Source organism: Azorhizobium sp. AG788, assembly GCF_943371865.1.
Taxonomy (GTDB): domain Bacteria; phylum Pseudomonadota; class Alphaproteobacteria; order Rhizobiales; family Xanthobacteraceae; genus Azorhizobium.
This window is the reverse complement of sequence record NZ_CALRWL010000005.1, coordinates 66334-87958: the sequence shown is the minus strand read 5'-3', so window position 1 is coordinate 87958 and position 21625 is coordinate 66334. Positions and strand designations below refer to the sequence as shown.

Here is a 21625-nt window from a genome sequence, read left to right as displayed (position 1 = left end):
TCCCGTGGCCGTCCCGTGGCGGTCAGGTGGTTGTTCACCGGGGCGACACTTGTGGGCGCTGGCGGTCTGAAGGACGGCGTGCGGGCGGCGCGTCGATGACGCATCTCGACCCAAGACGGACGCCCGAAAGGTCCGCTTCGGGCGGGAAAAAAGGCTTCAAGCGCGAGCGACCCAGCCGCGAAAGGTCAGCGCGGCATAGAATAGCTGGGGATCGGTGAAACCGGCCGCGCGGAGACTATCCACCTCCTCCTCCGGAGACAGGATGGGCAAACGCTCACCGACAACGCGCGCGCCTCCGGTCCGAGCGTCAAAAGCCACGCCATTGCCCGCGGCGAACGCGCCGAAGCGATCGAACCACAGGTCCCGCGCCGGCCCGGCCGGCACGCTGTGATGCGCGACCACGAACGGCGCGCCCGGCTTCAGCCTGCGTCGGATTTCCGTCAGGGTGGACAGCCGGTCCTCCAGCGGGACGAAATGCAACGTCAGAAGGCAGCACGCCGCATCGAATGGTCCTGTCGGCGCCGAAACAATATAGCCTTCGTGCAGGTCTGCCCGATCCGCGAAGGGTCCAAGCGTGTGGGTTGCCAGCTTCAGCATCTCGGCGGATGGATCGATGCCGACGAAACGCCAGCCGGGTTGCGCCTCGGCGAACACCCGCAGCTCAAGCCCCCCGCCGGCGCCGACCACGAGGATACGACCATCGGCCGGTGCCGTTTCCGCCATGAGCAGCCGCGTCATACGCTGCAGGTCGCCAAAGCCCGGCACAAGGCGCGGCGGGTTTTCGGCGTAGCGCGCGACGGCCGCCGCATCGTCCAAACCGGTCATGGCCGATCCCGCCCGCCGTGCGCCGACTCCAGAACCAGAGCCCGGTGCGCGGCGACGCCGGCCATGACGCCAGCGGCCGACGCCAGCGTGGCGTTATACATCTCAGTTGCCGCATCGCCGGCGGCGAACACCCCCGGCACGCTGGTCTGCTGCATCGGATCGACCTTGATGTAGGGGCCGGTCATGCCGTCCGCCAAAGCGCACCCCAGCTGCTCGGCCAGCGGGCTGGCCATTTGCGTGCGCGGTGCGGTGAAAACGGCCTCGGCCGGGACCGCGCGGCCATCGGCCAAGACCAGGCTGGAAATGTTGGCCCCCTCTCCGACAAGCTCGACCACCGGGGTGCGTTCGATCTCGACGCCACGCGCGCCGAGCAGTGCCGCTTCCTCTGCGGTCGGTTCGAACATCCCCTGCGTATAGAAGGTCGTGGGCCCCCAATCGGGCAGGATCATCGCCTGGTGCACCGCGCCCGCGGCGTTGGCGATGGCGGCGAGGCGACGGCCCCGCACTTCGTAGCCGTGGCAATACGGGCAATGCAGAACGCTCACGCCCCAACGGCCGATCATTGACGGCAGCGGCAGCGTGTCCTGCACCCCGGTGGCCAGGATGAGCTTGCGGCCCTCCACCTGCGCGCCCTCAGATAGGGCCAGGGTCAACCCATCGTCATGGACCGCGGCGGCCAGGGCCTCGGCCTGGCGGAACGCGACGGTCGGGTATCGCGCCAGTTGCGTGAGCCCCTGGTGCAGGATCTGCGCCGGTGCGACGCCATCCTGTCCGAGGAAGCCGTGGGAGGCCGCCGCGAAGCGGTTTCTGGGGCGCCCCGCGTCCACCAGCAGCACGCTGCGCTGCGCCCGGGCCAGCTGCATCGCGGCGGACAGGCCGGCGAAACTGCCCCCGACCACAATGACATCGTATCGATCCATGGCTCACACTCGCAACTTTCAATGTTGCGTGAAACGTACAGAATGGATCCGCACATGCAACTTATATTGTTACGAGTGATTTTGCTCTAGGATCGCGCATGCCTGCCGACACCCGCCTGTCCCGAATGCTGCACGTCCTGATCCACATGGATCATATCGGCGGCCCAGTGACCTCCGAGGTCATCAGCAGAATGCTCGACACCAACCCGGTCGTGGTGCGGCGAACCATGGGATGCCTGCGGACGGCGGGTTACCTGACCTCCGTCAAAGGTCACGGCGGCGGCTGGGCGCTGGCGCGGCCGCTCGACACGGTCACCCTGCGCGACATCCACGAGGCGCTGGGCAGCCCCAAGGTGCTGGCGATCGGCCTCGCCGACGACAATCCCAAGTGTCTGATCGAACGGGCCGTCAACGACGCCCTGAAGGACGCTATGGCGGAGGCCGAGCACCTGTTGCTCACGCGCTTTGGCGAGGTGACGCTTGGGGCCTTGTCGCGGACCATCGCCCTGCCTCTCAGCTGAAGGGGTGGCCGGAGACGCGGGCCGACGACGCGCAGATGGCGGGGTGTGTCGCGTTCAGCTCGCGAGGTGCTTGGCGGTGCTGGCGGCGGACGTTTGGCGTCGGCGCCTCCGTCGTCATCCTTGGGCGGGAGGTGTGGCGCACCACTGAGTCTGCGACACTTTGGCGCGGTCTGGCGTCCAAGGGAGGAAATCCCCAAGCCGTGATACCCTGCAAAGCTGTTGATATGTCTCCCGCAGCCTGGGGTGGTAGCCTGTGGCGGTGCTTGGCGGGGGCGGAAAGGAACCGCATGCCGGTGGGCACGCCGCCTGATCTGAATGCCGATGTTTGCGTGGTGGGCGGCACGACGGCCGGCTTGTGGACCGCATTGCGGCTGGCCCGGCGGGGCGTCGAGGTGGTGCTGCTGGAGCAGGGCACCCTGGCGCCCGTGCACCGGGCCGGGCTGCTCTCGCCGGGCCTGACCTTGTGGCAGAGCACCGTCTGCGGCCAGGCGTCGAAGGAGACCGCACGGGCCACCTTCGACCTCTCCTTGGAAGCGGTGGCGGATGCGGTGGCGGAATTCGAGGCGCTTGGCATCGGTCGGACCGGGCGCGGCCTGCTGCGGGTCGGCGCCGGTCACGAGACCGCCGCGCTCGATGCGGAGGCCGCCGGGCGCGACCTGCTGGGCCTGTCGCAGTTGCGGCGCTGGGGACGGATGGAGATCGCCGCCACCATCGCCAGCAATCGCTATGCGGGCGCCACCTATGATCCCCATGCGGTGATCTTCGACACCGCGGACCTCACCTTCATCCTGGCCGCCGCGGCGCGGGCGGCGGGCGTGCGCATCCTGGAGCGCACCCCGGCTCTGGGCGCCGACCTGGAGGGCGTGCGCAAATATGTCCACACCCCCGCCGGTCGGGTGCGCGCGGACCATGTGGTGCTGTGTGCCGGACGGGGCGCCGCCGCCATCGCGCCCTGGCTGGCGCGGGCGCTGGAGCCCGAGCCCTGGGTGGGCGGCGGCTTTGCGGTGTACACCGCGCGGCCCGATTTCTCCGGCCTGGTGGTGGAGGCCGGCCCGCTGGGGGCGCGCTTCATGCCGCACGAGGGCGAACTGTCGTTCGAAGCCCCCACCGCCAGCCGGGTGCGCGGGGAGGTGGGCGCCGCCGTCACGCTGCGGCGACGGGCGCGGGCGGTCTATCCGGAACTGGGCCGGGGGCTGGCGGAGCGGGCGGCGGGCTTCAGCCTGTCGCGCACTCCGAGCGGGCTGCCGCTGATCGGCGAACGCCGGCCCGGCGTGTGGTATGCGGCGGGGCTGGGCGGCAATCCCCTGGCCAATGCGGCGCTGGCAGCGGATGCCATCACCGCCGCTTTGGTGGATCGCAATCACAAGATCGCCGACCTGTCCGCCTTCCAGCCGCGCTACGCCTTCGGACTGGCGGGGCGGGCGGCATCCGCTGCCAGCTTCTGGTGGCTGCGCCTGCGCGAGGGCACCGCCGAACAGATGGCGGCGCGGGCCGCACGCCGGGCTGCGGCCGAGGCGGCATCACCGCCGATCCTGCCGGTGGCGGCCCCCGTCAATCGCGGCCGGCTGCACGGCCGGCTCAAGCGCAGCGACCCGCGGCACGGCGGTGCCGGGCAGGGCCATCATGCCCCCGCCGGCGTCCCGGTCGCGCACCTCGTGCCCGACCATGGCCCCGGAGCGGTGGCGGGCGGGATGCCCGGGTCCGCCCTGCTGCACGCCGCCCATGCGGAGGCCGAGGCCGCCGCGGACGGTAGCCGCGTGCACCTGCACGCCGTGACATGAATCCTTAACTCTAACTTGGCGCAAATGGTTGCCGTTACGTGACATTTCTGCAACCAAACCGGGCCTGCGCCCGGTTAGGTTTGGCGAAATGCTGAGGTACCCTCCATGCCCGTGTCCCGTCTTTCGCTGCTCCGCTCCGCCGTCTCCGCGGCCGTTGTCCTGATCGGGGCACAGGGGGTTGCGCGCGCCGCCGATTATCCCACCGGGCCGGTGGCCTCGGCGCCCCTGGGCAAGATTGAAGACTGGTATCTGACCATCGGCGGCGCCGCGCGGGCCGTGCCGGAATATCCCGGCAGCAGCGACTACACCTTCAGCCCCAAGCTGATCCTCGGCCTGTCCAAGGCCAGCAGCCTCAATTCCTTCCGCAGCGTGGACGACAATCCCTCCATCGCCTTGTTCGATACCGGCCGATTCCGCATCGGCGCCGTGGGCAAGCTGGACTGGGGCCGCGACGAGGATGATTCCAGCCGCCTCAACGGCATGGGCAATGTGGACACCTCGTTCGAAGCAGGTGCCTTCACCGAATGGTACCCCATGGACTGGCTGCGCCTGCGCGGCGAACTGCGCTACGGCATGGGCGGGTTCTCGGGCCTCATGGGCGATCTGGCGGCGGACGTGATCATTCCCTACCAGTCCTGGCGCCTCGCCGTCGGGCCGCGCCTCAGCTTTGCCGGTTCGGGTTATATGGAGGCCTATTACGGCGTGACGCCGATGCAGTCGCTGTCGTCGCGCCTGGTGGGCGCCTCGCTGCCGGTCTACCAGGCCGGCGGCGGCATCGATTCGTATGGCGCCACGGCGCAGCTCACCAAGAATTTCGGCAACGGCTTCGAGGCGGGGGTGTTCGGCACCTACGCCCGGCTGGTGGGGGATGCGGCGGATTCGCCGGTGACCCAGAACGCCAATCAGTTCATTGGCGGCGTCTCGCTCAGCTACACCTTCAACATCGGCAAGTCCTGGTGGTGACCGGGTAGGCGCCTTCGCGCCTGCCGTGTCCCGGGGCCGCGTCTTGATGTCGCCACTGCTGCTGCAACCAGTGGCGGTGCGCCTTTGTGCATGCACGGAGACGTATGCGGGGCGCCGCGGTCTTCCATCATCCATCCGCGCGATGGCGGTTGTCGGAAGGCGAGGTGCTGGATATAAGCGCGGCGACCCGACGGGGATCGTCGTAGCGGTATCGAGGACTTTGCGGATGTCGATCAGCATCGATCAGGACTATCGCCCCCGCGAGGACGAGCCTTTCATGAGCGATCGGCAGCGTGAGTATTTTCGGCTCAAGCTGTTGAATTGGAAGGAAGACATTCTGCGGGAAGCGCGTGAGACGCTCCAGCACCTCCAGGACGAGAATCAGAACCATCCGGATCTGGCGGATCGGGCCTCCTCGGAGACCGACCGGTCCATCGAACTGCGGGCGCGGGACCGGCAGCGCAAGTTGATCGCCAAGATCGACTCGGCGCTGCAGCGGATCGAAGACGGGAGCTATGGCTTTTGCGAGGATACGGGCGAGCCCATCTCGTTGAAGCGGCTGGAAGCCCGGCCCATCGCCACATTGTCGGTGGAAGCCCAGGAGCGGCACGAGCGCCGTGAGCGGGTCTACCGGGACGATTGAGGCCGGCGCCACGCCCCGGTGCTCCCGCAAGGAGCCGCGGGGCGATGGCAGGGCGGACGCCGGTGAGCGTCCGCGTGATCTGACATCTGGGATCTCGCGTGCGGGATCTGACTGAATGCGATGCCGGGCCGCCAGAGCGGACCCGGCATTTTTTTGGTCAGCCCTTCTGGCCGCTGGTGCGGCCGAGCAAATTGGCCATCTCCGCTTCCAGGTCGTCGAACGGATCGCTCCCGGCGGGCGCGGCGGCCGGCGCAGGCTCCACCGCCGGCACGGGCGGCACCGGCGCATCGGCGCCAGCCACCGGGGCTGCGGGCGCCGGCTGCGCATGGCTCGCCTCGGCGGCGTCCGCCTCGGCTGCGGCGAGTTCCGACATGCGGAACTCCAGCTCCTCGATGGTGACGACGGCCGCTGCGCTCGGCGGCGCCGGCTCCGGGATCACCGCGGGTTCGGTGGCGGCGGCCACCACCTCCGGCGGGGCCGGATGCGGTACCGCGTGGGCCACCTCTGCGACCGGCTCGGGCTGGGGCGCCACGATGGTTGCTTCGCTCACCACCGGGGCCGGGTGCGGCACCACCGGCTCGGGCGCTACCGGCTCCGGCGCGGCGGCATGCGCCACCGGTTCGGCGGCCACGGGCTCCGGCGCGACCGTTGCGGGCATCTCCGGCGCGGTGACGACGACCGGCGGGATGTCCGTCACCGCGATCGGTTCGGGCGCCGGTACCACCGGCTCCGGTGCACTGCGCAGCGGCTGCTCGAGGGTGATCGCCGGCGCGGCGGGGGGCGGGGTGTCCGAGGGCGCCTTGACCTCGGGGGCGGCGGAGATGGGACCGCCCAGCAGGTCTTCCACCGTCAGCGCCGGAATGATCTGTGCCGGCGGGGTCAGCGAGCGGCCCAGCGAGGTTTCCAGGCGTTGCGCCATGTCCCCCAGCTTGGGCTCTTCGCGGCGCGGCGCGCCGATGCGGTCCGCAAACAGCGACCCGCGCCGGGCGAGGGGGGGCGCGGCGGTGGTGGTCTCAGGGGCATCGGCCTTGGGCGACAGCGGGCGGATGTCCGCCAGCAGCGGCGCCTTGGGGGCGAGCGGCTTCAGCGGCGGCGCCAGCGGGGCGGCAGGCTTGATCTCGGCCGCGGCGGCGCCGGGCACGGTCTGATCGCGCGGGGCGGGGTCGGCGGATTGGGTACGATCACGCAACGCGCGAATGCCGAAACCGTCCTGCTCCGCCCGCGGCGCGGGACGACGGGACAGGAACGAGCGCCGGGGCGGCTCGGCACCGGCCTCAGGGGCACCCTCCACGGCCATCCCGACGGAGGGCATGGCTGGCGTCGCCTCAGGGACCGGCGGGGCCGCAGCGGGCTCCGGGACGGGATGCGGCGCGGGCGCCTCGGCCTTCACTTCGACGGGCGCGGCCTCGGGCAGCTTGGGCTCAGCGGGCGCGGCGTCCACGGGCTGGGCTTCAGCGGGCTTCACGTCGCTGGATTTGCTGTCGGACGCCTTGGGCGCAACCGGCTCCGGCTCGCTGGCCTTGGGGGCGGCGAAGCGGGACTCCGAGGTGCGGCGTTCGAGCGGGCGAGGCTCGGCGGGGCGTGTCTCGGTCTGACGCGGCTCGGGACCACGGACCTCGGCGGACGGCTCCGGCGCGACGGCCGGGGCCACCGGCTCGGCCGTGGCGTCGGCGGGAGCGACACCGGCCCCGGTCAAAGCGGACGGCGGGGCAAAGCGGCGCTGCGGGAGGGGCTGGCGCATGCGGCTGGGCAGGGCTTCGGCGGCCTCGCGTCCGGGCAGCGCCTCGCGGGGCTCCCGTGGCGGCAAGGCCTCGCGGGGTGGCAGCGGCTCCCGATGGGGCAGAGCTTCGCGCGGCGGAGCGGCCTCGCGGGCCGCGGGACGTCCGATACCGGACTCCACCACCACATCGGCGGTGCCGCCGACCAGAAGCAGATGCTCCACCTCGTCGCGCCGCACCAGAACCAGGCGACGGCGCTGGTCCACGGCCACGCTGTCGAGCACGGCGAGCCGATGCCGCGAGCGGGTCATCCCGCCACGGCCACCACCGCCACCGAGCCGGCGCACCAGAAACATGGTGAGGCCGAGCAGCGCTGCGATTACCACCAGGGCGATCGCCACTCGAGCCGGAAGCTCGAGCTGCGCGCCGAATAGATCCTGCAACATCAACCCTCCTCATCGCTGCACGCGGTGCAATAGCACGATCCGATACCGGACGCGCGAGCGGACGCCTAATTTGTGACCCAGCCGAAATGGCTAAGAAATTGTTGACGATCTCGCCAGGATTTCAACCAATGCCGCAACTTTGCGTTAATTTCCGGGAATCAACGTGGCGACGGGGCGTATCTTCCCACGCTAAAAACAAGGCGTGACTCAGGCGCCCATAAGGATGATTTGATGATTGGCGGAGCAGGAGCTGCGGATCGCGATCCGGCCGCTGGCCCGACCGCGGGACCGCCCATAGGCCGGCCGATGGGCACTCCTGCCGCCTTTCAACGCCTCATTCTGGCGGCATCGGGCTTTGCCGGGGCGTTCATCGCCATCCTGCTCCAGGGCAATGGGGTGTCGTGGCTTCTGCCGATCCTGGCGGCATTCGCCTGCATTGGCGTGTTTGCCCTGGTCACCGCCGTGGTTCGGTTCGGGGTGACGCGCGACAAATTTGGTGAAGAGCTGTCCCGGACCCTGGTGGCGGCCACCACGGATGCGGTTGCCGTCGTCGAGGATGGCGAGCGGATCGTGACCGCGAACCCGGCCTATCTGCGCCTCACCCGCAGCCGGGAGACCCAATCGCCGATCCCCGAGCGGTTCCTCAACCGCATTCCCGGCGGACAGGAGCCGGTGGCAGACCTGTTGCGCGCGGTGGCGGAGGGCGGCTCTGCCACCCGCACCTTCCCGTTCGATGCCCATGCGGACGGTCGCCGGCTCAATGTCTCGGTGCACACCATCGGCGGGCGGCGGCGCATCCTGTGGCTGATGTCCCTTGGCACGACGCAAGTGGGCGCGGGGCAGGGCGCGGAGACGCCGGCCCGGTCCGGTCCCATGGCCGAGGTCGCCGCAGCGGGGCTTCTGGAGGTTGAGGATCCCGGTACGCTCCTGTCGCTATGGGAGACGGCCCCGGTGGGCCTCTGCCTGCTCTCCCCAGATGGCGCGCGGTTCGCCAACGGCACCCTGGCGCGCTGGCTGGGCTATGATCTGGCGGAGATTGGCGAAGGCCGGCTGGCGTTTGAGGAATTGATCGCCCCCGCATCCGGTCCGGCCATGATGGCGGCGGTGAGGCGCGGTGCGTCCGATCCCGAAGGCCTGGACATCGAGGTCGTCCGCAAGGACGGCTCGGGAGTGGCGGTGCGGGCCTTCGTCGGCGGTCCGGTGATGGGCGAATGCGCCCTGGCGCTGATTCCCCGCCCGCGCGGGTCGGGGCTCGGCGGGGCGTCGAGCGCGTCTGCCGCCAGCGCTTCCGCTTTCGGTTCGTCGTCGTTCGCCGCTGCGACGTCCGGCCTCGCCGCGCCGCTGCGGCCCGGTGAGGATGCGGCCTTCTTCTCCCGCTCCCCTCTGGCCATGGCCACCATTGACGGCCGTGGCCGCATCGCCGAGGCCAATGGCAGCTTCGCCCGGCTGTTTGCCGGTGGTGCGGCGCTTTCCGGCACCGGCCTGCAACGGCTGGTGTCCGACCGCGACCGCGCCGGGGTGGAGCAACTGCTCCAGGAGGCGTTGGCGGAGGGGGGCACCGCGGCGCCGGTGGACGTGGCCATCGCCGCCGACGGCAGCCATTCCGCCCGCCTCTATGCCGCAGCCCTGGGCGGTGCCGGCGCCGGCGTGGCCATCTATGCGGTGGACACCACGGCGCAGCGGGCGCTGGAGGCCCAGTTCGCCCAATCGCAGAAAATGCAGGCCATCGGCCAGCTGGCGGGCGGGGTGGCGCATGATTTCAACAATGTGCTGACCGCCATCATCGGCTATTGCGACCTGCTGCTGGCCAATCACCGGCCCAGCGATCCGTCCTTCCCCGACATCATGCAGATCAAGCAGAATGCCAACCGGGCCGCGGGCCTGGTGCGGCAGCTGCTGGCCTTCTCCCGTCGCCAGACCTTACGGCCGCAGATCATCCAACTCACCGACGTGATCTCGGACCTGTCCATGCTGCTGCGCCGCCTCATCGGCGAGACCATCACCCTGGAGGTGTCGCACGGCCGCGACCTGTGGCCGGTGAAGGTGGACGTCAACCAGTTCGAGCAGGTGATCGTCAACCTGGCGGTGAATGCCCGCGACGCCATGGCCAGCGGCGGCGTGCTGACCCTGCGCACCAGCAACATTTTCGCCGCCGACTGCGCCGCCTATGCGGACGCCGCTCTGGTGCCCGGCGACTATGTGCTGATCGAGGTCGCCGACACCGGCACCGGCATTCCGCCTGACATCATGGACAAGATCTTCGAGCCGTTCTTCTCCACCAAGGACGTGGGCAAGGGCACCGGGCTCGGCCTGTCCACCGTCTATGGCATCGTCCAGCAGACCGGCGGCACCATCCTCGCCGCCAGCGTGGCCGGGCAGGGGAGCACCTTCCGCGTGTTCCTGCCGCGCCATGCCGCTGTGGAAGCGGAGGAGGCCGAGCCGCGCCCGGTGGAGGTGGACACTCGCCCCGCCGACCTCACCGGCCAGGGCTCGATCCTGCTGGTGGAAGACGAGGACGCGGTGCGGGCCTTCGCCACCCGCGCCCTCACCGCCCGCGGCTACAATGTGGTCGCTGCCGCCGGCGGGGTGGAAGCCCTGGAGCTGATGGACGCGGCCGCGCACCGGTTTGACCTGGTGGTGTCCGACGTGGTGATGCCGGAAATGGACGGCCCCACCTTGCTGCGCCAGTTGCGGGCCCGGGATCCGGGGCTGAAGGTGATCTTCATTTCGGGCTATGCGGAAGAGGCCTTCGCGCGCAATCTGCCGGCGACCGAGAGCTTCTCCTTCCTGGCAAAACCCTTCTCGCTGAAGCAACTGGTGGCCGCCGTTAAGGAAGCCATCCACGCCTGATCCTGAGCCGGGCAAACTGTCGCACGGACGCCATCCCCCCGGGGTGCCCGGGCGATCATCCACAGGCCATGGGGGCGTGGCGTGGCCCCGCCTGGCTGGCCTGGGGCTGGCGCCGCGCCTTCTGCGCCATTGCCCGCAGACGGCGCAGATCCTACAGATGCCGCAGTGCACGCGGCACATGGATCTTTTTGCCGTGCGGGGGAACCACCTCGCACTTGCCACCTATCTGGCGCTGCGATAAGCCTCGCTCGTTTCGAACTCCTCCAACCGAGGCCGGCGCGGTTACGCTTCAAGCGCATCGCCCCACGCGCCCCGAGGTGCGGATCATGAACGCCTTGCTCCTGGATTATCTGCCGGTCGTCATCTTCATCGGCGTGTCCCTCGTGATCGGGCTCGCCCTTCTGGTCGCGCCGTTCATCGTCGCCTATTCCAACCCGGACCCGGAGAAACTGTCGGCCTACGAATGCGGCTTCAACGCCTTCGACGATGCCCGCATGACCTTCGACGTCCGCTTCTATCTGGTGGCGATTCTCTTCATCATCTTCGACCTCGAAGTGGCCTTCCTGTTCCCCTGGGCGGTGACGTTCGGGGGCCTGGGCGATCTGGGCTTCTGGTCGATGATGCTCTTCCTCGGCGTGCTGACCGTCGGGTTCATCTATGAATGGCGCAAGGGAGCACTCGAATGGGATTGACCCCCGCCGCATCCAAGCCGCTGGTCGCGAGCGCCGCCACCGGCGTGCTGGATCCGAACACCGGCCGTCCGATTCTCTCCGATGATCCCTTCTACAAAGAGATCAATGCGGAACTGGCGGACAAGGGCTTCCTGCTGACCACCGCGGACGACCTCGTCACCTGGGCCCGCACCGGCTCGCTGATGTGGATGACCTTCGGCCTCGCCTGCTGCGCGGTCGAGATGATGCAGGCCTCCATGCCGCGCTATGACGTGGAGCGCTTCGGCTTTGCGCCGCGCGCCTCACCGCGGCAGTCGGACGTGATGATCGTGGCCGGCACGCTCACCAACAAAATGGCCCCGGCTTTGCGCAAGGTCTACGACCAGATGCCGGAGCCGCGCTACGTCATCTCCATGGGCTCCTGTGCCAATGGCGGCGGCTACTACCATTATTCCTACGCGGTGGTGCGCGGTTGCGACCGCGTGGTGCCGGTGGACATCTATGTGCCGGGTTGCCCGCCCAGTGCCGAAGCGCTGCTCTATGGCGTGCTTCTGCTGCAGCGCAAAATCCGCCGCACCGGCACCATCGAACGCTGAAGGCGCCTCTCGCAGGCGACGGGAACAGGCTGATGGACGAGACCTTGAAGGATCTGGCGGCGCATGTGGCGGGCGCAATGCCCGCGGCAGTCACGGGGTGGACGATCGCGTTCGGCGATCTGACCCTGGAGACCACGCCGGCCCATATCGTGAAGCTGACGACGTTCCTGCGCGACGATCCCGCATGCCTGTTCGCGTGCATGGTGGACGTGTGCGGTGTGGACTATCCCGCCCGCCCGCTGCGCTTCGACGTGGTCTATCACCTGCTGTCGCTGAAGCAGAACATCCGGGTGCGGGTGAAGCTGGCCACCGACGAGACCACCCCGGTCCCGTCCATCACCGGCGTCTATCCCGGCGCCAACTGGTTCGAGCGCGAAGCCTACGACATGTACGGCATCCTGTTCACCGGCCATCCCGAGCTGCGCCGGCTGCTGACCGACTACGGCTTCGACGGCCATCCGTTGCGCAAGGACTTCCCGCTGACCGGCTTCGTGGAAGTGCGCTACGACGACGAAGTGAAGCGGGTGATCTACGAGCCCGTGCGCCTGGCGCAGGAATTCCGCAATTTCGATTTCCTCTCGCCCTGGGAAGGCGTGGAATACGTCCTGCCCGGTGATGAGAAAGCCTCCTCCCAGCCCGGCGCGCCGAAAGACGCGCCGAAGGCGAGCTGAAGGATCGCGTCATGGCCTATACGCTCGATCCTCCCAAGACCGAAAACCCGGTCCGCAACTTCCAGATCAATTTCGGCCCGCAGCATCCCGCGGCCCACGGCGTGCTGCGCCTGGTGCTGGAGCTGAACGGCGAAGTGGTGGAGCGCGTCGATCCCCATATCGGCCTGCTGCATCGCGGCACCGAGAAGCTGATCGAGGCCAAGACCTATCTCCAGGCGGTGCCCTATTTCGACCGGCTCGACTATTGCGCGCCGATGAACCAGGAGCACGCCTTCTGCCTGGCGGTGGAAAAGCTGATCGGCCTGGAAGTGCCCAAGCGCGGCCAGTTGATCCGCGTGCTCTATTCCGAGATCGGCCGCCTGCTGTCGCATCTGCTCAATGTCACCACGTTCGCCATGGACGTGGGCGCGCTCACCCCGCCGTTGTGGGGCTTCGAGCAGCGCGAAAAGCTGATGATGTTCTATGAGCGGGCCTCCGGCAGCCGCATGCACGCGGCCTATTTCCGGCCCGGCGGCGTGCATCAGGACCTGCCCACCCAGCTGGTGGAAGACATCGGCACTTTCTGCGATCCGTGCCTGAAGCTGCTGGACGATCTGGACGGCCTGGTCACCGAGAACCGCATCTTCAAGCAGCGCACCGTCGATATCGGCGTGGTGACGCTCGAAGACGCTTTGGCCTGGGGCTTCTCCGGCGTCATGGTGCGCGGCTCGGGCGCGGCCTGGGATCTGCGGCGCTCGCAGCCTTATGAGTGCTATTCGGAGCTGGATTTCGACATTCCGGTGGGCAAGCACGGCGATTGCTATGATCGCTACGTGGTCCGCATGGAAGAGATGCGCCAGTCGATCAAGATCATGAAGCAGTGCGTGGCGCGCCTGCTGAAGGAGACCGGCCCGGTCGCCTCCACGGACCACAAGGTCACCCCGCCCAAGCGGGGCGAGATGAAGCGCTCCATGGAAGCGCTTATTCACCACTTCAAGCTATACACCGAAGGCTTCCACGTGCCGGAAGGTGAAGTCTATGCGGCCGTGGAAGCGCCGAAGGGGGAATTCGGCGTGTATCTGGTGGCGGACGGCTCCAACAAGCCCTACCGCTGCAAGATCCGCGCTCCCGGCTTCGCGCATCTCCAAGCCATGGACTTCCTGTGTCGCGGGTACATGCTCGCCGACGTTTCGGCGGTGCTGGGCTCCCTCGACATCGTGTTCGGGGAGGTTGACCGGTGAAGACTTTCGCACTGACCGCTTTCGCTCTGGTGATGGCCGCCGGCTCCGCCGTGGCCGCCGATTATCCCACAAAGGTGCCGAGCATCGAGATCGTGGCGCCTGCCACCCCCACCGCCCCGCCGCTTGCGGTGGTGGCCGAGAAGCTGACGGTCTACGGGCTGCTCAGCGACGGCTGGCAGCCGATCAAGGCCGCGCTGGTTCCGGTGTCGGGCGTTCCGGGCACCAACGGGCAACTGGCCCATGCCGATGCCCAGGTGCTGATGCTCTACAAGGACGGCGCCACCGTCTACTGCGCTTTGGCGCAGGCCGGCGGCACCTACAACAATTGCCACGTAGCCGGGCCGGGAACTCGCTGATGTCCGTCCGCCGTCTTGCCGCCGAGCAGCCCGCCAGCTTCGCCTTCACACCGGAGAACGAAGCCTGGGCTGACCGTCAGATCGCCAAGTATCCCGAAGGCCGTCAGGCCAGTGCCGTCATCCCGCTGTTGTGGAAGGCGCAGGAGCAGGCCGGGGGCTGGACCCCCGAGCCGGCCATCCGCGCCGTCGCCGAAAAGCTGGACATGGCCTTCATCCGGGTGCTGGAGATCGCCACCTTCTACACCATGTTCAACCTTCAGCCGGTGGGGCGCCATTTCGTGCAGCTCTGCGGCACCACGCCGTGCGCGCTGCGCGGTGCCAATGAGCTGAAGGAAGTGTGCCATCGCAAGATCGGCCCCGAGCGGCATGTGACCGACGACGGCGCCTTGTCGTGGCTCGAAGTGGAGTGCCTCGGCGCCTGCGCCAATGCCCCCATGGTTCAAGTGAACTACGACTATTTCGAGGATCTCACCCCTGAGAGCCTGGAGAAGCTGCTGGATGATCTCCAGGCCGGTCGCCCGGTGAAGACCGGCTCCCAGATCGGCCGCCAGAGCTCGGCGCCCATCGGACCCGAGATCACCTTGACCGATCCGGCGCTCTATAACCGCCAGCCGGCGGTTGCGGCTGCGGGCGGCGGCACCGAGACCCCGGACCTTCTGTCGGCCGGTCGGCCCTCGACCGCCACGGAAACCCCGGGCGATCCCCTGGGCGCCAAGTCGGCGGCGCAGGAAAAGGCCGCCGACGGCCAGGACACCCGCGACAAGCGCGAGGCGGTCGCGACGGCCGCCCAGCAGAGCAGCCCGTCTGTCACGGGTTCCAAGCGCGAGGCGCCGAAGACCGGCACCGGCGTGCGCGATCCGGAGGCTTGAGCCATGCTCCAGGACAAGGACCGCATCTTCACCAATATCTACGGTCGCCACGACTGGGGCCTCCAGGGCGCGCTCAAGCGCGGCAACTGGGATGGCACCAAGGGCATCCTGGAAAAGGGCCGCGACTGGATCATCAATGAGATGAAGGCGTCCGGCCTGCGTGGTCGCGGCGGCGCCGGCTTCTCCACCGGCATGAAGTGGTCCTTCATGCCCAAGCAGTCCGATGGGCGCCCGCACTATCTCGTGGTCAATGCCGACGAGTCCGAGCCGGGCACCTGCAAGGACCGCGAGATCATGCGCAATGATCCGCACACCCTGATCGAAGGCTGCCTGATCGCCTCATTCGCCATGGGGGCGCACGCGGCCTATATCTATGTGCGCGGCGAATATGTCCGCGAGCGCGAGCAACTGGAAGCGGCCATCGACCAGGCCTATGAGGCGCGCCTCATCGGCAAGGACAACATCCACGGCTACCCGTTCGACCTCTATGTGCACCACGGTGCCGGCGCCTATATCTGCGGCGAAGAGACGGCGCTGCTGGAGAGCCTGGAAGGCAAGAAGGGCATGCCGCGGCTGAAGCCGCCGTTCCCGGCCAACATGGGCCTCTATGGCTGCCCGACCACGGTGAACAACGTGGAATCCATCGCCGTGGCGCCGGAAATCCTGCGCCGCGGGGCCGCGTGGTTCTCCGCCATCGGCCGGCCCAACAATGTGGGCACCAAGCTGTTCGGCATTCTCGGCCATGTGGCCACGCCGTGCGTGGTGGAAGATGCCATGGGCATCACCTTCCGCGAGCTGGTGGAAAAGCATGGCGGCGGCATCCGCGGCGGCTGGGACAATCTGCTGGCGATTATCCCCGGCGGCGCCTCTTGCCCGGTGGTGCCGGCGGCGGCCTGCGAAGACCTGATCCTGGACTTCGACGGCCTGCGCGCGGCGAAATCCTCGTTCGGCACCGCCGGCGTGCTGGTGATGGACAAATCCACCGACATCATCCGCGCCATCGCCCGCATCTCCTACTTCTTCAAGCATGAGAGCTGCGGCCAGTGCACCCCGTGCCGCGAAGGCACCGGCTGGATGTGGCGGGTGCTCAACCGCATGGCCGAAGGCCGCGCCCAGAAGCGCGAGATCGACCAGCTGCTGGAAGTCACCACCCAGATCGAAGGCCACACCATCTGCGCGCTCGGCGATGCCGCCGCGTGGCCGGTGCAGGGCCTGATCCGCAACTTCCGTCATGTGATCGAAGAGCGGATCGACCAGTATTCCGCCAACCCGCATTCCGACCCCGTCCCCGTGGCGGCCGAGTGAGGGGATGATGAAGATCCATCAGGAAAAGCATCGGCTGTCGGCCACAGTCAGCGATTTGTCGGGCTCCATGTTCGACGACGTGAACCTGTCCGGCTGTACCTTTGAAAATGTGAACCTGTCTGGCGGCAAGTATCACAACGTCAATCTGAGTGGCTGCGGCTTTGACGATCTGAACATGTCCGGCTGGACGGTTCAGAATGTGAACCTGGCGGGTCTGCGCATCACCAACGCCAATCTGGCGGGCGCATCCATTATCGGTAGCCGTCTTGAGGGCATGACCATCGACGGCGTCGAAGTATCCGAGCTCCAGGCCGCGTGGAACGAGCGGCAGGTCGGCCGCGAGGCGAAAGAATCATGAGCAAGATCATCGTCGACGGCACCGAGGTCGATGTCCCCGCCGAATACACGCTGCTCCAGGCGTGCGAAGTCGCGGGCGTCGAGATCCCGCGCTTCTGCTTCCATGAGCGCCTGTCCATCGCCGGCAATTGCCGCATGTGCCTGGTGGAAGTGAAGGGCGGTCCGCCCAAGCCCACGGCCTCGTGCGCCATGGCGGTGAAGGATCTGCGTCCCGGCCCCAATGGCGAGCCGCCGGTGGTGCTCACCAAGAGCCCCATGGTGAAGAAGGCCCGCGAAGGGGTGATGGAGTTCCTGCTCATCAACCACCCGCTGGATTGCCCGATCTGCGATCAGGGCGGCGAGTGCGATCTGCAGGACCAGGCCATGGCCTACGGCGTGGATAGCTCCCGCTTCGCCGAGAACAAGCGCGCGGTGGAAGACAAGTACATTGGCCCGCTGGTGCGGACCTCCATGAACCGCTGCATCCATTGCACCCGGTGCGTGCGCTTCTCCACGGAAGTGGCCGGCGTGCCGGACCTCGGCGCCATCGGGCGCGGCGAGGACATGGAGATCACCACCTATCTCGAGCACGCCATGCGCTCGGAGCTGCAGGGCAATGTGGCGGACCTGTGCCCGGTGGGCGCGCTGACCCACAAGCCCTACGCCTTCCATGCCCGGCCGTGGGAGCTGACCAAGACCGAATCCATCGACGTCATGGACGCCGTGGGCTCCAACATCCGCATCGACACCCGTGGCCGCGAAGTGATGCGCATTCTGCCGCGCGTCAATGAAGCGGTGAACGAGGAATGGATCACCGACAAGACCCGCTATGTGTGGGATGGCCTGAAGACCCAGCGTCTTGACCGCCCCTATGTGCGCAAGAACGGTCGCCTTGCCCCCGCCACCTGGCAGGAAGCCTTCGACACCATCGCCGCCAAGGTGAAGGCCACCACGCCCGCGCGCATCGGCGCCCTGGCCGGTGATCTGGCCAGCGTGGAAGAGGTGTTCGCGCTGAAGCAGCTGCTGGGCAAGCTCGGCGCGGTCAACATGGACGCGCGTCAGGACGGCGCGGCGCTCGATCCCGCGCTGGGGCGCGCCGCGTACATCTTCAATGCCGGCATCGCCGCCATCGAGGATGCGGACGCGATCCTGCTGGTGGGCACCGATCCCCGGCATGAGGCCTCCATCCTCAATGCCCGCATCCGCAAGCGCTGGCGCGCCGGTGGCCTGAAGGTGGCGCTGGTCGGTCCCCATGTGGACCTGACCTATCCCTATGAATATCTGGGCGCAGGCCCGGAGACCCTTGCCGATTTGACCGGCAGCGGCACCTTCGCCGATGTGCTGAAAGCTGCCGAGCGTCCGCTGGTGATCGTGGGGCAGGGCGCGCTCGCCCGCGCCGACGGCGCGGCGGTGCTCTCCCTGGCGGCGCGCGTGGCCGTGGCCTGCGGCGCCATCAAGGACGACTGGAACGGCTTTGCGGTGCTGCACACGGCGGCCAGCCGCGTGGGTGCGCTGGACGTGGGCTTCGTGCCCGGCGAAGGCGGTCTCGATACGGCCGGCATCGTTGCCGCCGGGGCGCAGGACGTGGTGTTCCTGCTGGGTGCCGATGAAGTGGACGTGGCGCCGGGGGCCTTCGTGGTCTATCTGGGCACCCATGGGGATCGCGGCGCCCATCGCGCCGACGTGATTCTGCCGGGCGCGGCCTATTCCGAGAAGTCCGGCATCTATGTGAATACGGAAGGCCGGCCGCAGCTGGCCAACCGCGCGGCCTTCCCGCCGGGCGAGGCGCGTGAGGATTGGGCGGTGCTGCGGGCCTTGTCCGAAGTGCTCGGCCACAAGCTGCCGTTCGATACGCTGTTCGCTTTGCGCGCGGCGCTGGTGTCGGCGCATCCCCATCTCGGCCGCCTCGACGAGGTGGAACCCGCCGATGCGGCTGCCGTGGCCGCCTTGGCGGGCGTGGGCGGGACGCCGGACAAGGCGCCGTTCGCTCCGGCGATCCGTGACTTTTACCTGACCAACCCCATCGCACGGGCCTCCGCCGTGCTGGCGGAATGCTCGGCCTTGCGGCTGGGCAGCGCCGCTGTCGCCGCGGAGTAGGGCGCATGTGTTTCCAGGGCCGGGATCAATCTGACAGCCGTTGCCGGGCCTTTGCCTCGGCCGGCTGGAGCGCGAGGGGCGAGAAGAACCCATGAGTTGGCAGGACACCCTGATCCATGTGCTGATCATTCTGGGCCAAAGTCTTGCCCTGCTGGTCGCGCTCCTCGTCGTCATCGCCTTCCTGCTGCTGGCGGATCGCAAGATCTGGGCGGCGGTGCAAATGCGTCGCGGCCCCAATGTGGTGGGACCGTTCGGCCTGTTCCAGTCGTTCGCCGACCTGCTGAAGTTCGTGGTCAAGGAGCCGGTGATCCCCTCCGGCTCCAACAAGGTGGTGTTCCTGCTGGCGCCGCTGGTGACCTGCGTGCTGGCGCTCGCCGCCTGGGCGGTGGTGCCCATCGCCGACGGCTGGGTGATCGCCAACCTCAATCTCGGCACGCTCTACATTTTCGCCATCTCGTCCCTGGGCGTCTATGGCGTGATCATGGGCGGCTGGGCCTCGAACTCGAAGTATCCCTTCCTGGCGGCACTGCGCTCGGCGGCGCAGATGGTGTCCTACGAAGTCTCCATCGGCTTCGTGATGGTGACCGTGCTGATGTGCGCCGGCTCGCTGGACCTCAGCAAGGTGGTGCTGGCGCAGGATACTAAGCTGGGCATGCTCGGCTGGTACTGGCTGCCGCTGCTGCCCATGTTCGTCATCTTCTTCATCTCCGCGCTGGCCGAGACCAACCGCCCCCCCTTCGATCTGGTGGAAGCGGAGTCGGAGCTGGTGGCGGGCTTCATGACCGAATATGGCTCCACGCCCTACCTGCTGTTCATGCTGGGCGAGTATGTGGCCATCGTGACCATGTGCGCCCTGAGCACCATCCTGTTCCTGGGGGGCTGGCTGTCGCCGATCCCGTTCGCGCCCTTCACCTGGGTGCCGGGCATCGTGTGGTTCATGCTGAAGCTCTGCTTCATGTTCTTCATGTTCGCCATGGCCAAGGCCATGGTGCCGCGCTATCGCTACGATCAGCTCATGCGCCTTGGCTGGAAGGTGTTCCTGCCGATCTCGCTGGTGGCCGTGGTGGTTGTCGCCTCCGTGCTGCACTTCACCGGGCTGGCGCCGCGATGATCGCCCCAACCCGATCCTTCGCCCCCCATCTGTCTGATCGCCTTCGGGCGGCGGGAGAGAGGCCATGAAACTTGACCAGGCCGCACGCGCCATTTTCCTGACCGAGCTGGTGTCGGGCTTCTTCCTGGCCATGCGCTATTTCTTCGCGCCCAAGGCCACCATCAACTATCCGTTCGAGAAGAACCCGATCTCGCCGCGGTTCCGCGGCGAGCATGCGCTGCGCCGCTATCCCAACGGCGAAGAGCGCTGCATCGCGTGCAAACTGTGCGAAGCCATCTGCCCGGCGCAGGCCATCACCATCGAGGCCGGCCCGCGCCGCAACGACGGCACCCGCCGCACCACCCGTTATGACATCGACATGGTGAAGTGCATCTATTGCGGCTTCTGCCAGGAAGCCTGCCCGGTGGATGCCATCGTCGAGGGACCGAACTTCGAGTTCGCCACCGAGACCCGGGAAGAGCTGTATTACGACAAGGACAAGCTGCTGGCGAACGGCGACCGCTGGGAGCGCGAGATCGCGCGTTCCATCGCGTTGGACGCGCCGTACCGCTGAGCGGCTGAGACCGCCGGCTGCCGCAGCCGGCGAACATGAGGGACGGGCGCGCCGCTCGGTGCGCCAAGGGGAAGCTCCCGCTTTCGGCGGGAGCGGGGCAATTATCACGGGGCCGGCGTTCTGCGGGCCCCACGGACAGTGGACTTGGGCGATGGGTACGGGCTATCGACGGGCCGGCAGCGACGCGCGGCCGGAAATGATCGGCGCCACCGCGTCGCGGAGAGGGGAGCTCGGCGCATGAGTTTCGCGGCAGCGTTTTTCTATCTCTTCGCGTTCATCCTGGTGGCGTCCGCCTTCATGGTGATCTCGTCGCGTAACCCCGTGCACTCGGTTCTGTTCCTCATCCTCGCGTTCGTGAACGCGGCGGGGCTGTTCATCCTGATCGGGGCCGAGTTCCTGGCCCTCATCCTGGTGGTGGTCTATGTGGGCGCGGTGGCGGTGCTGTTCCTGTTCGTGGTGATGATGCTGGACGTGGACTTCGTCGAGCTGCGCCAGGGCTTCCTGCAATATCTGCCGGTGGGCCTGCTGATCGGGCTGATCTTCCTGGCCGAACTGGTGCTGGTGGTGGGCAGCTGGGCCATGGGGCCGGGCATCAGCACGCTGGCGCAGAATGCGGTGATGACCTATCCGCGCGGCAACACCTACGCGCTCGGGCAGGTGCTCTACACCGACTATATCTACTACTTCCAGATCGCCGGCTTCGTGCTGCTGGTGGCGATGATCGGGGCCATCGTCCTGACGCTGCGCCACAAGCCCAACGTGAAGCGCCAAAATATCTCCGCCCAGGTCGCCCGCACCGCCAAGTCCGCCGTCGAGGTGGTCAAGGTGCGTCCGGGCCAGGGCATCTGAGGAGCGGGGAAGATGGAAATCGGACTTTCCCATTATCTGACGCTGGCCGCGATCCTGTTCACGCTGGGAACGCTGGGCATCTTCCTCAATCGGAAGAACGTCATCGTCATCTTGATGTCGGTGGAGCTGATCCTGCTCGCCGTGAACATCAACCTCGTCGCCTTCTCCGCCTTCCAGGGCAATCTGGTGGGTCAGGTGTTCGCGCTCCTGGTGCTGACCGTCGCGGCCGCCGAGGCGGCCATCGGCCTCGCCATCCTCGTGGTGTTCTTCCGCAATCGCGGATCGATCGCCGTCGAGGACATCAACGCCATGAAGGGCTGAGGG

At 67.8% G+C, this 21625-nt stretch carries 21 protein-coding genes; 18 read left to right on the top strand and 3 right to left on the bottom strand.

The window, feature by feature from the left end; genetic code table 11:
- Window positions 1–156: 156 nt before the first annotated feature.
- Entirely contained in the window at window positions 157–825 is a 669-nt protein-coding gene (locus AAG816_RS05100; RefSeq protein ID WP_341988455.1) for a class I SAM-dependent methyltransferase, read from the bottom strand.
- Window positions 822–1745: an NAD(P)/FAD-dependent oxidoreductase gene (locus AAG816_RS05095; RefSeq protein ID WP_341988454.1), complete on the bottom strand. Its 924-nt coding sequence runs from the start codon at window positions 1743–1745 to the stop codon at window positions 822–824. The genes AAG816_RS05100 and AAG816_RS05095 overlap by 4 nt, the downstream gene beginning before the upstream one ends.
- Window positions 1746–1843: 98 nt before the next feature.
- Between AAG816_RS05095 and AAG816_RS05090 the strand changes: the two genes are divergently transcribed.
- The 4 genes from AAG816_RS05090 (at window position 1844) to dksA (ending at window position 5653) form a co-directional block, all read left to right on the top strand.
- Entirely contained in the window at window positions 1844–2266 is a 423-nt protein-coding gene (locus tag AAG816_RS05090; RefSeq protein ID WP_341988453.1) for an Rrf2 family transcriptional regulator, read from the top strand.
- Window positions 2267–2553: 287 nt separating this feature from the next.
- On the top strand, window positions 2554–4047 hold the full coding sequence (locus AAG816_RS05085; RefSeq protein ID WP_341988452.1) for an FAD-dependent oxidoreductase: 1494 nt from the start codon (window positions 2554–2556) through the stop codon (window positions 4045–4047).
- Between the two features lie 105 nt (window positions 4048–4152).
- Complete coding sequence (locus AAG816_RS05080; protein ID WP_341988451.1) at window positions 4153–5010, top strand: MipA/OmpV family protein; 858 nt, start codon at window positions 4153–4155, stop codon at window positions 5008–5010.
- Window positions 5011–5236: 226 nt separating this feature from the next.
- Window positions 5237–5653 (top strand): RNA polymerase-binding protein DksA, encoded by a 417-nt coding sequence (gene dksA / locus AAG816_RS05075; protein ID WP_341988450.1) that lies wholly within the window; start codon window positions 5237–5239, stop codon window positions 5651–5653.
- Window positions 5654–5810: 157 nt separating this feature from the next.
- On the opposite strand, the gene AAG816_RS05070 is transcribed toward dksA, so the two are convergent.
- On the bottom strand, window positions 5811–7817 hold the full coding sequence (locus AAG816_RS05070; protein WP_341988449.1) for a flagellar biosynthetic protein FliO: 2007 nt from the start codon (window positions 7815–7817) through the stop codon (window positions 5811–5813).
- A gap of 306 nt (window positions 7818–8123) precedes the next feature.
- Between AAG816_RS05070 and AAG816_RS05065 the strand changes: the two genes are divergently transcribed.
- The 14 genes from AAG816_RS05065 to nuoK all read left to right on the top strand — a co-directional run bounded on the left by AAG816_RS05065 (window position 8124) and on the right by nuoK (window position 21622).
- The gene (locus AAG816_RS05065) at window positions 8124–10667 is read left to right on the top strand and encodes a response regulator (RefSeq protein ID WP_341988448.1); all 2544 of its coding nucleotides are present in this window, start codon (window positions 8124–8126) and stop codon (window positions 10665–10667) included.
- Window positions 10668–10993: 326 nt separating this feature from the next.
- Window positions 10994–11359, top strand: coding sequence for an NADH-quinone oxidoreductase subunit A (locus AAG816_RS05060; protein ID WP_341988447.1), 366 nt, complete (start codon window positions 10994–10996; stop codon window positions 11357–11359).
- The gene (locus AAG816_RS05055; RefSeq protein WP_341988446.1) at window positions 11350–11934 is read left to right on the top strand and encodes an NADH-quinone oxidoreductase subunit B family protein; all 585 of its coding nucleotides are present in this window, start codon (window positions 11350–11352) and stop codon (window positions 11932–11934) included. The genes AAG816_RS05060 and AAG816_RS05055 overlap by 10 nt, the downstream gene beginning before the upstream one ends.
- A 32-nt stretch (window positions 11935–11966) precedes the next feature.
- A complete protein-coding gene (locus AAG816_RS05050; protein WP_341988445.1) occupies window positions 11967–12605 on the top strand; it encodes an NADH-quinone oxidoreductase subunit C in 639 nt (212 codons plus the stop codon).
- Window positions 12606–12616: 11 nt separating this feature from the next.
- The gene (locus tag AAG816_RS05045) at window positions 12617–13825 is read left to right on the top strand and encodes an NADH-quinone oxidoreductase subunit D (protein ID WP_341988444.1); all 1209 of its coding nucleotides are present in this window, start codon (window positions 12617–12619) and stop codon (window positions 13823–13825) included.
- Window positions 13822–14181 (top strand): hypothetical protein, encoded by a 360-nt coding sequence (locus tag AAG816_RS05040; RefSeq protein WP_341988443.1) that lies wholly within the window; start codon window positions 13822–13824, stop codon window positions 14179–14181. Before AAG816_RS05045 ends, AAG816_RS05040 begins: the two co-directional genes overlap by 4 nt.
- On the top strand, window positions 14181–15050 hold the full coding sequence (nuoE, locus tag AAG816_RS05035) for an NADH-quinone oxidoreductase subunit NuoE (protein WP_341988442.1): 870 nt from the start codon (window positions 14181–14183) through the stop codon (window positions 15048–15050). The genes AAG816_RS05040 and nuoE overlap by 1 nt, the downstream gene beginning before the upstream one ends.
- A gap of 3 nt (window positions 15051–15053) precedes the next feature.
- Window positions 15054–16355, top strand: coding sequence for an NADH-quinone oxidoreductase subunit NuoF (nuoF, locus tag AAG816_RS05030; protein ID WP_341988441.1), 1302 nt, complete (start codon window positions 15054–15056; stop codon window positions 16353–16355).
- Between the two features lie 4 nt (window positions 16356–16359).
- Complete coding sequence (locus AAG816_RS05025) at window positions 16360–16713, top strand: pentapeptide repeat-containing protein (RefSeq protein WP_341988440.1); 354 nt, start codon at window positions 16360–16362, stop codon at window positions 16711–16713.
- Window positions 16710–18788: an NADH-quinone oxidoreductase subunit NuoG gene (gene nuoG, locus AAG816_RS05020; protein WP_341988439.1), complete on the top strand. Its 2079-nt coding sequence runs from the start codon at window positions 16710–16712 to the stop codon at window positions 18786–18788. The genes AAG816_RS05025 and nuoG overlap by 4 nt, the downstream gene beginning before the upstream one ends.
- A gap of 91 nt (window positions 18789–18879) precedes the next feature.
- Window positions 18880–19899, top strand: a complete 1020-nt coding sequence (nuoH, locus tag AAG816_RS05015) for an NADH-quinone oxidoreductase subunit NuoH (RefSeq protein WP_341988438.1) — start codon at window positions 18880–18882, stop codon at window positions 19897–19899.
- Between the two features lie 64 nt (window positions 19900–19963).
- Window positions 19964–20452: an NADH-quinone oxidoreductase subunit NuoI gene (gene nuoI / locus AAG816_RS05010; RefSeq protein WP_341988437.1), complete on the top strand. Its 489-nt coding sequence runs from the start codon at window positions 19964–19966 to the stop codon at window positions 20450–20452.
- 237 nt (window positions 20453–20689) lie between these two features.
- Window positions 20690–21301: an NADH-quinone oxidoreductase subunit J gene (locus tag AAG816_RS05005; RefSeq protein WP_341988436.1), complete on the top strand. Its 612-nt coding sequence runs from the start codon at window positions 20690–20692 to the stop codon at window positions 21299–21301.
- A 12-nt stretch (window positions 21302–21313) separates the two neighbouring features.
- A complete protein-coding gene (gene nuoK / locus AAG816_RS05000) occupies window positions 21314–21622 on the top strand; it encodes an NADH-quinone oxidoreductase subunit NuoK (protein ID WP_029005218.1) in 309 nt (102 codons plus the stop codon).
- Window positions 21623–21625 lie beyond the last annotated feature (3 nt).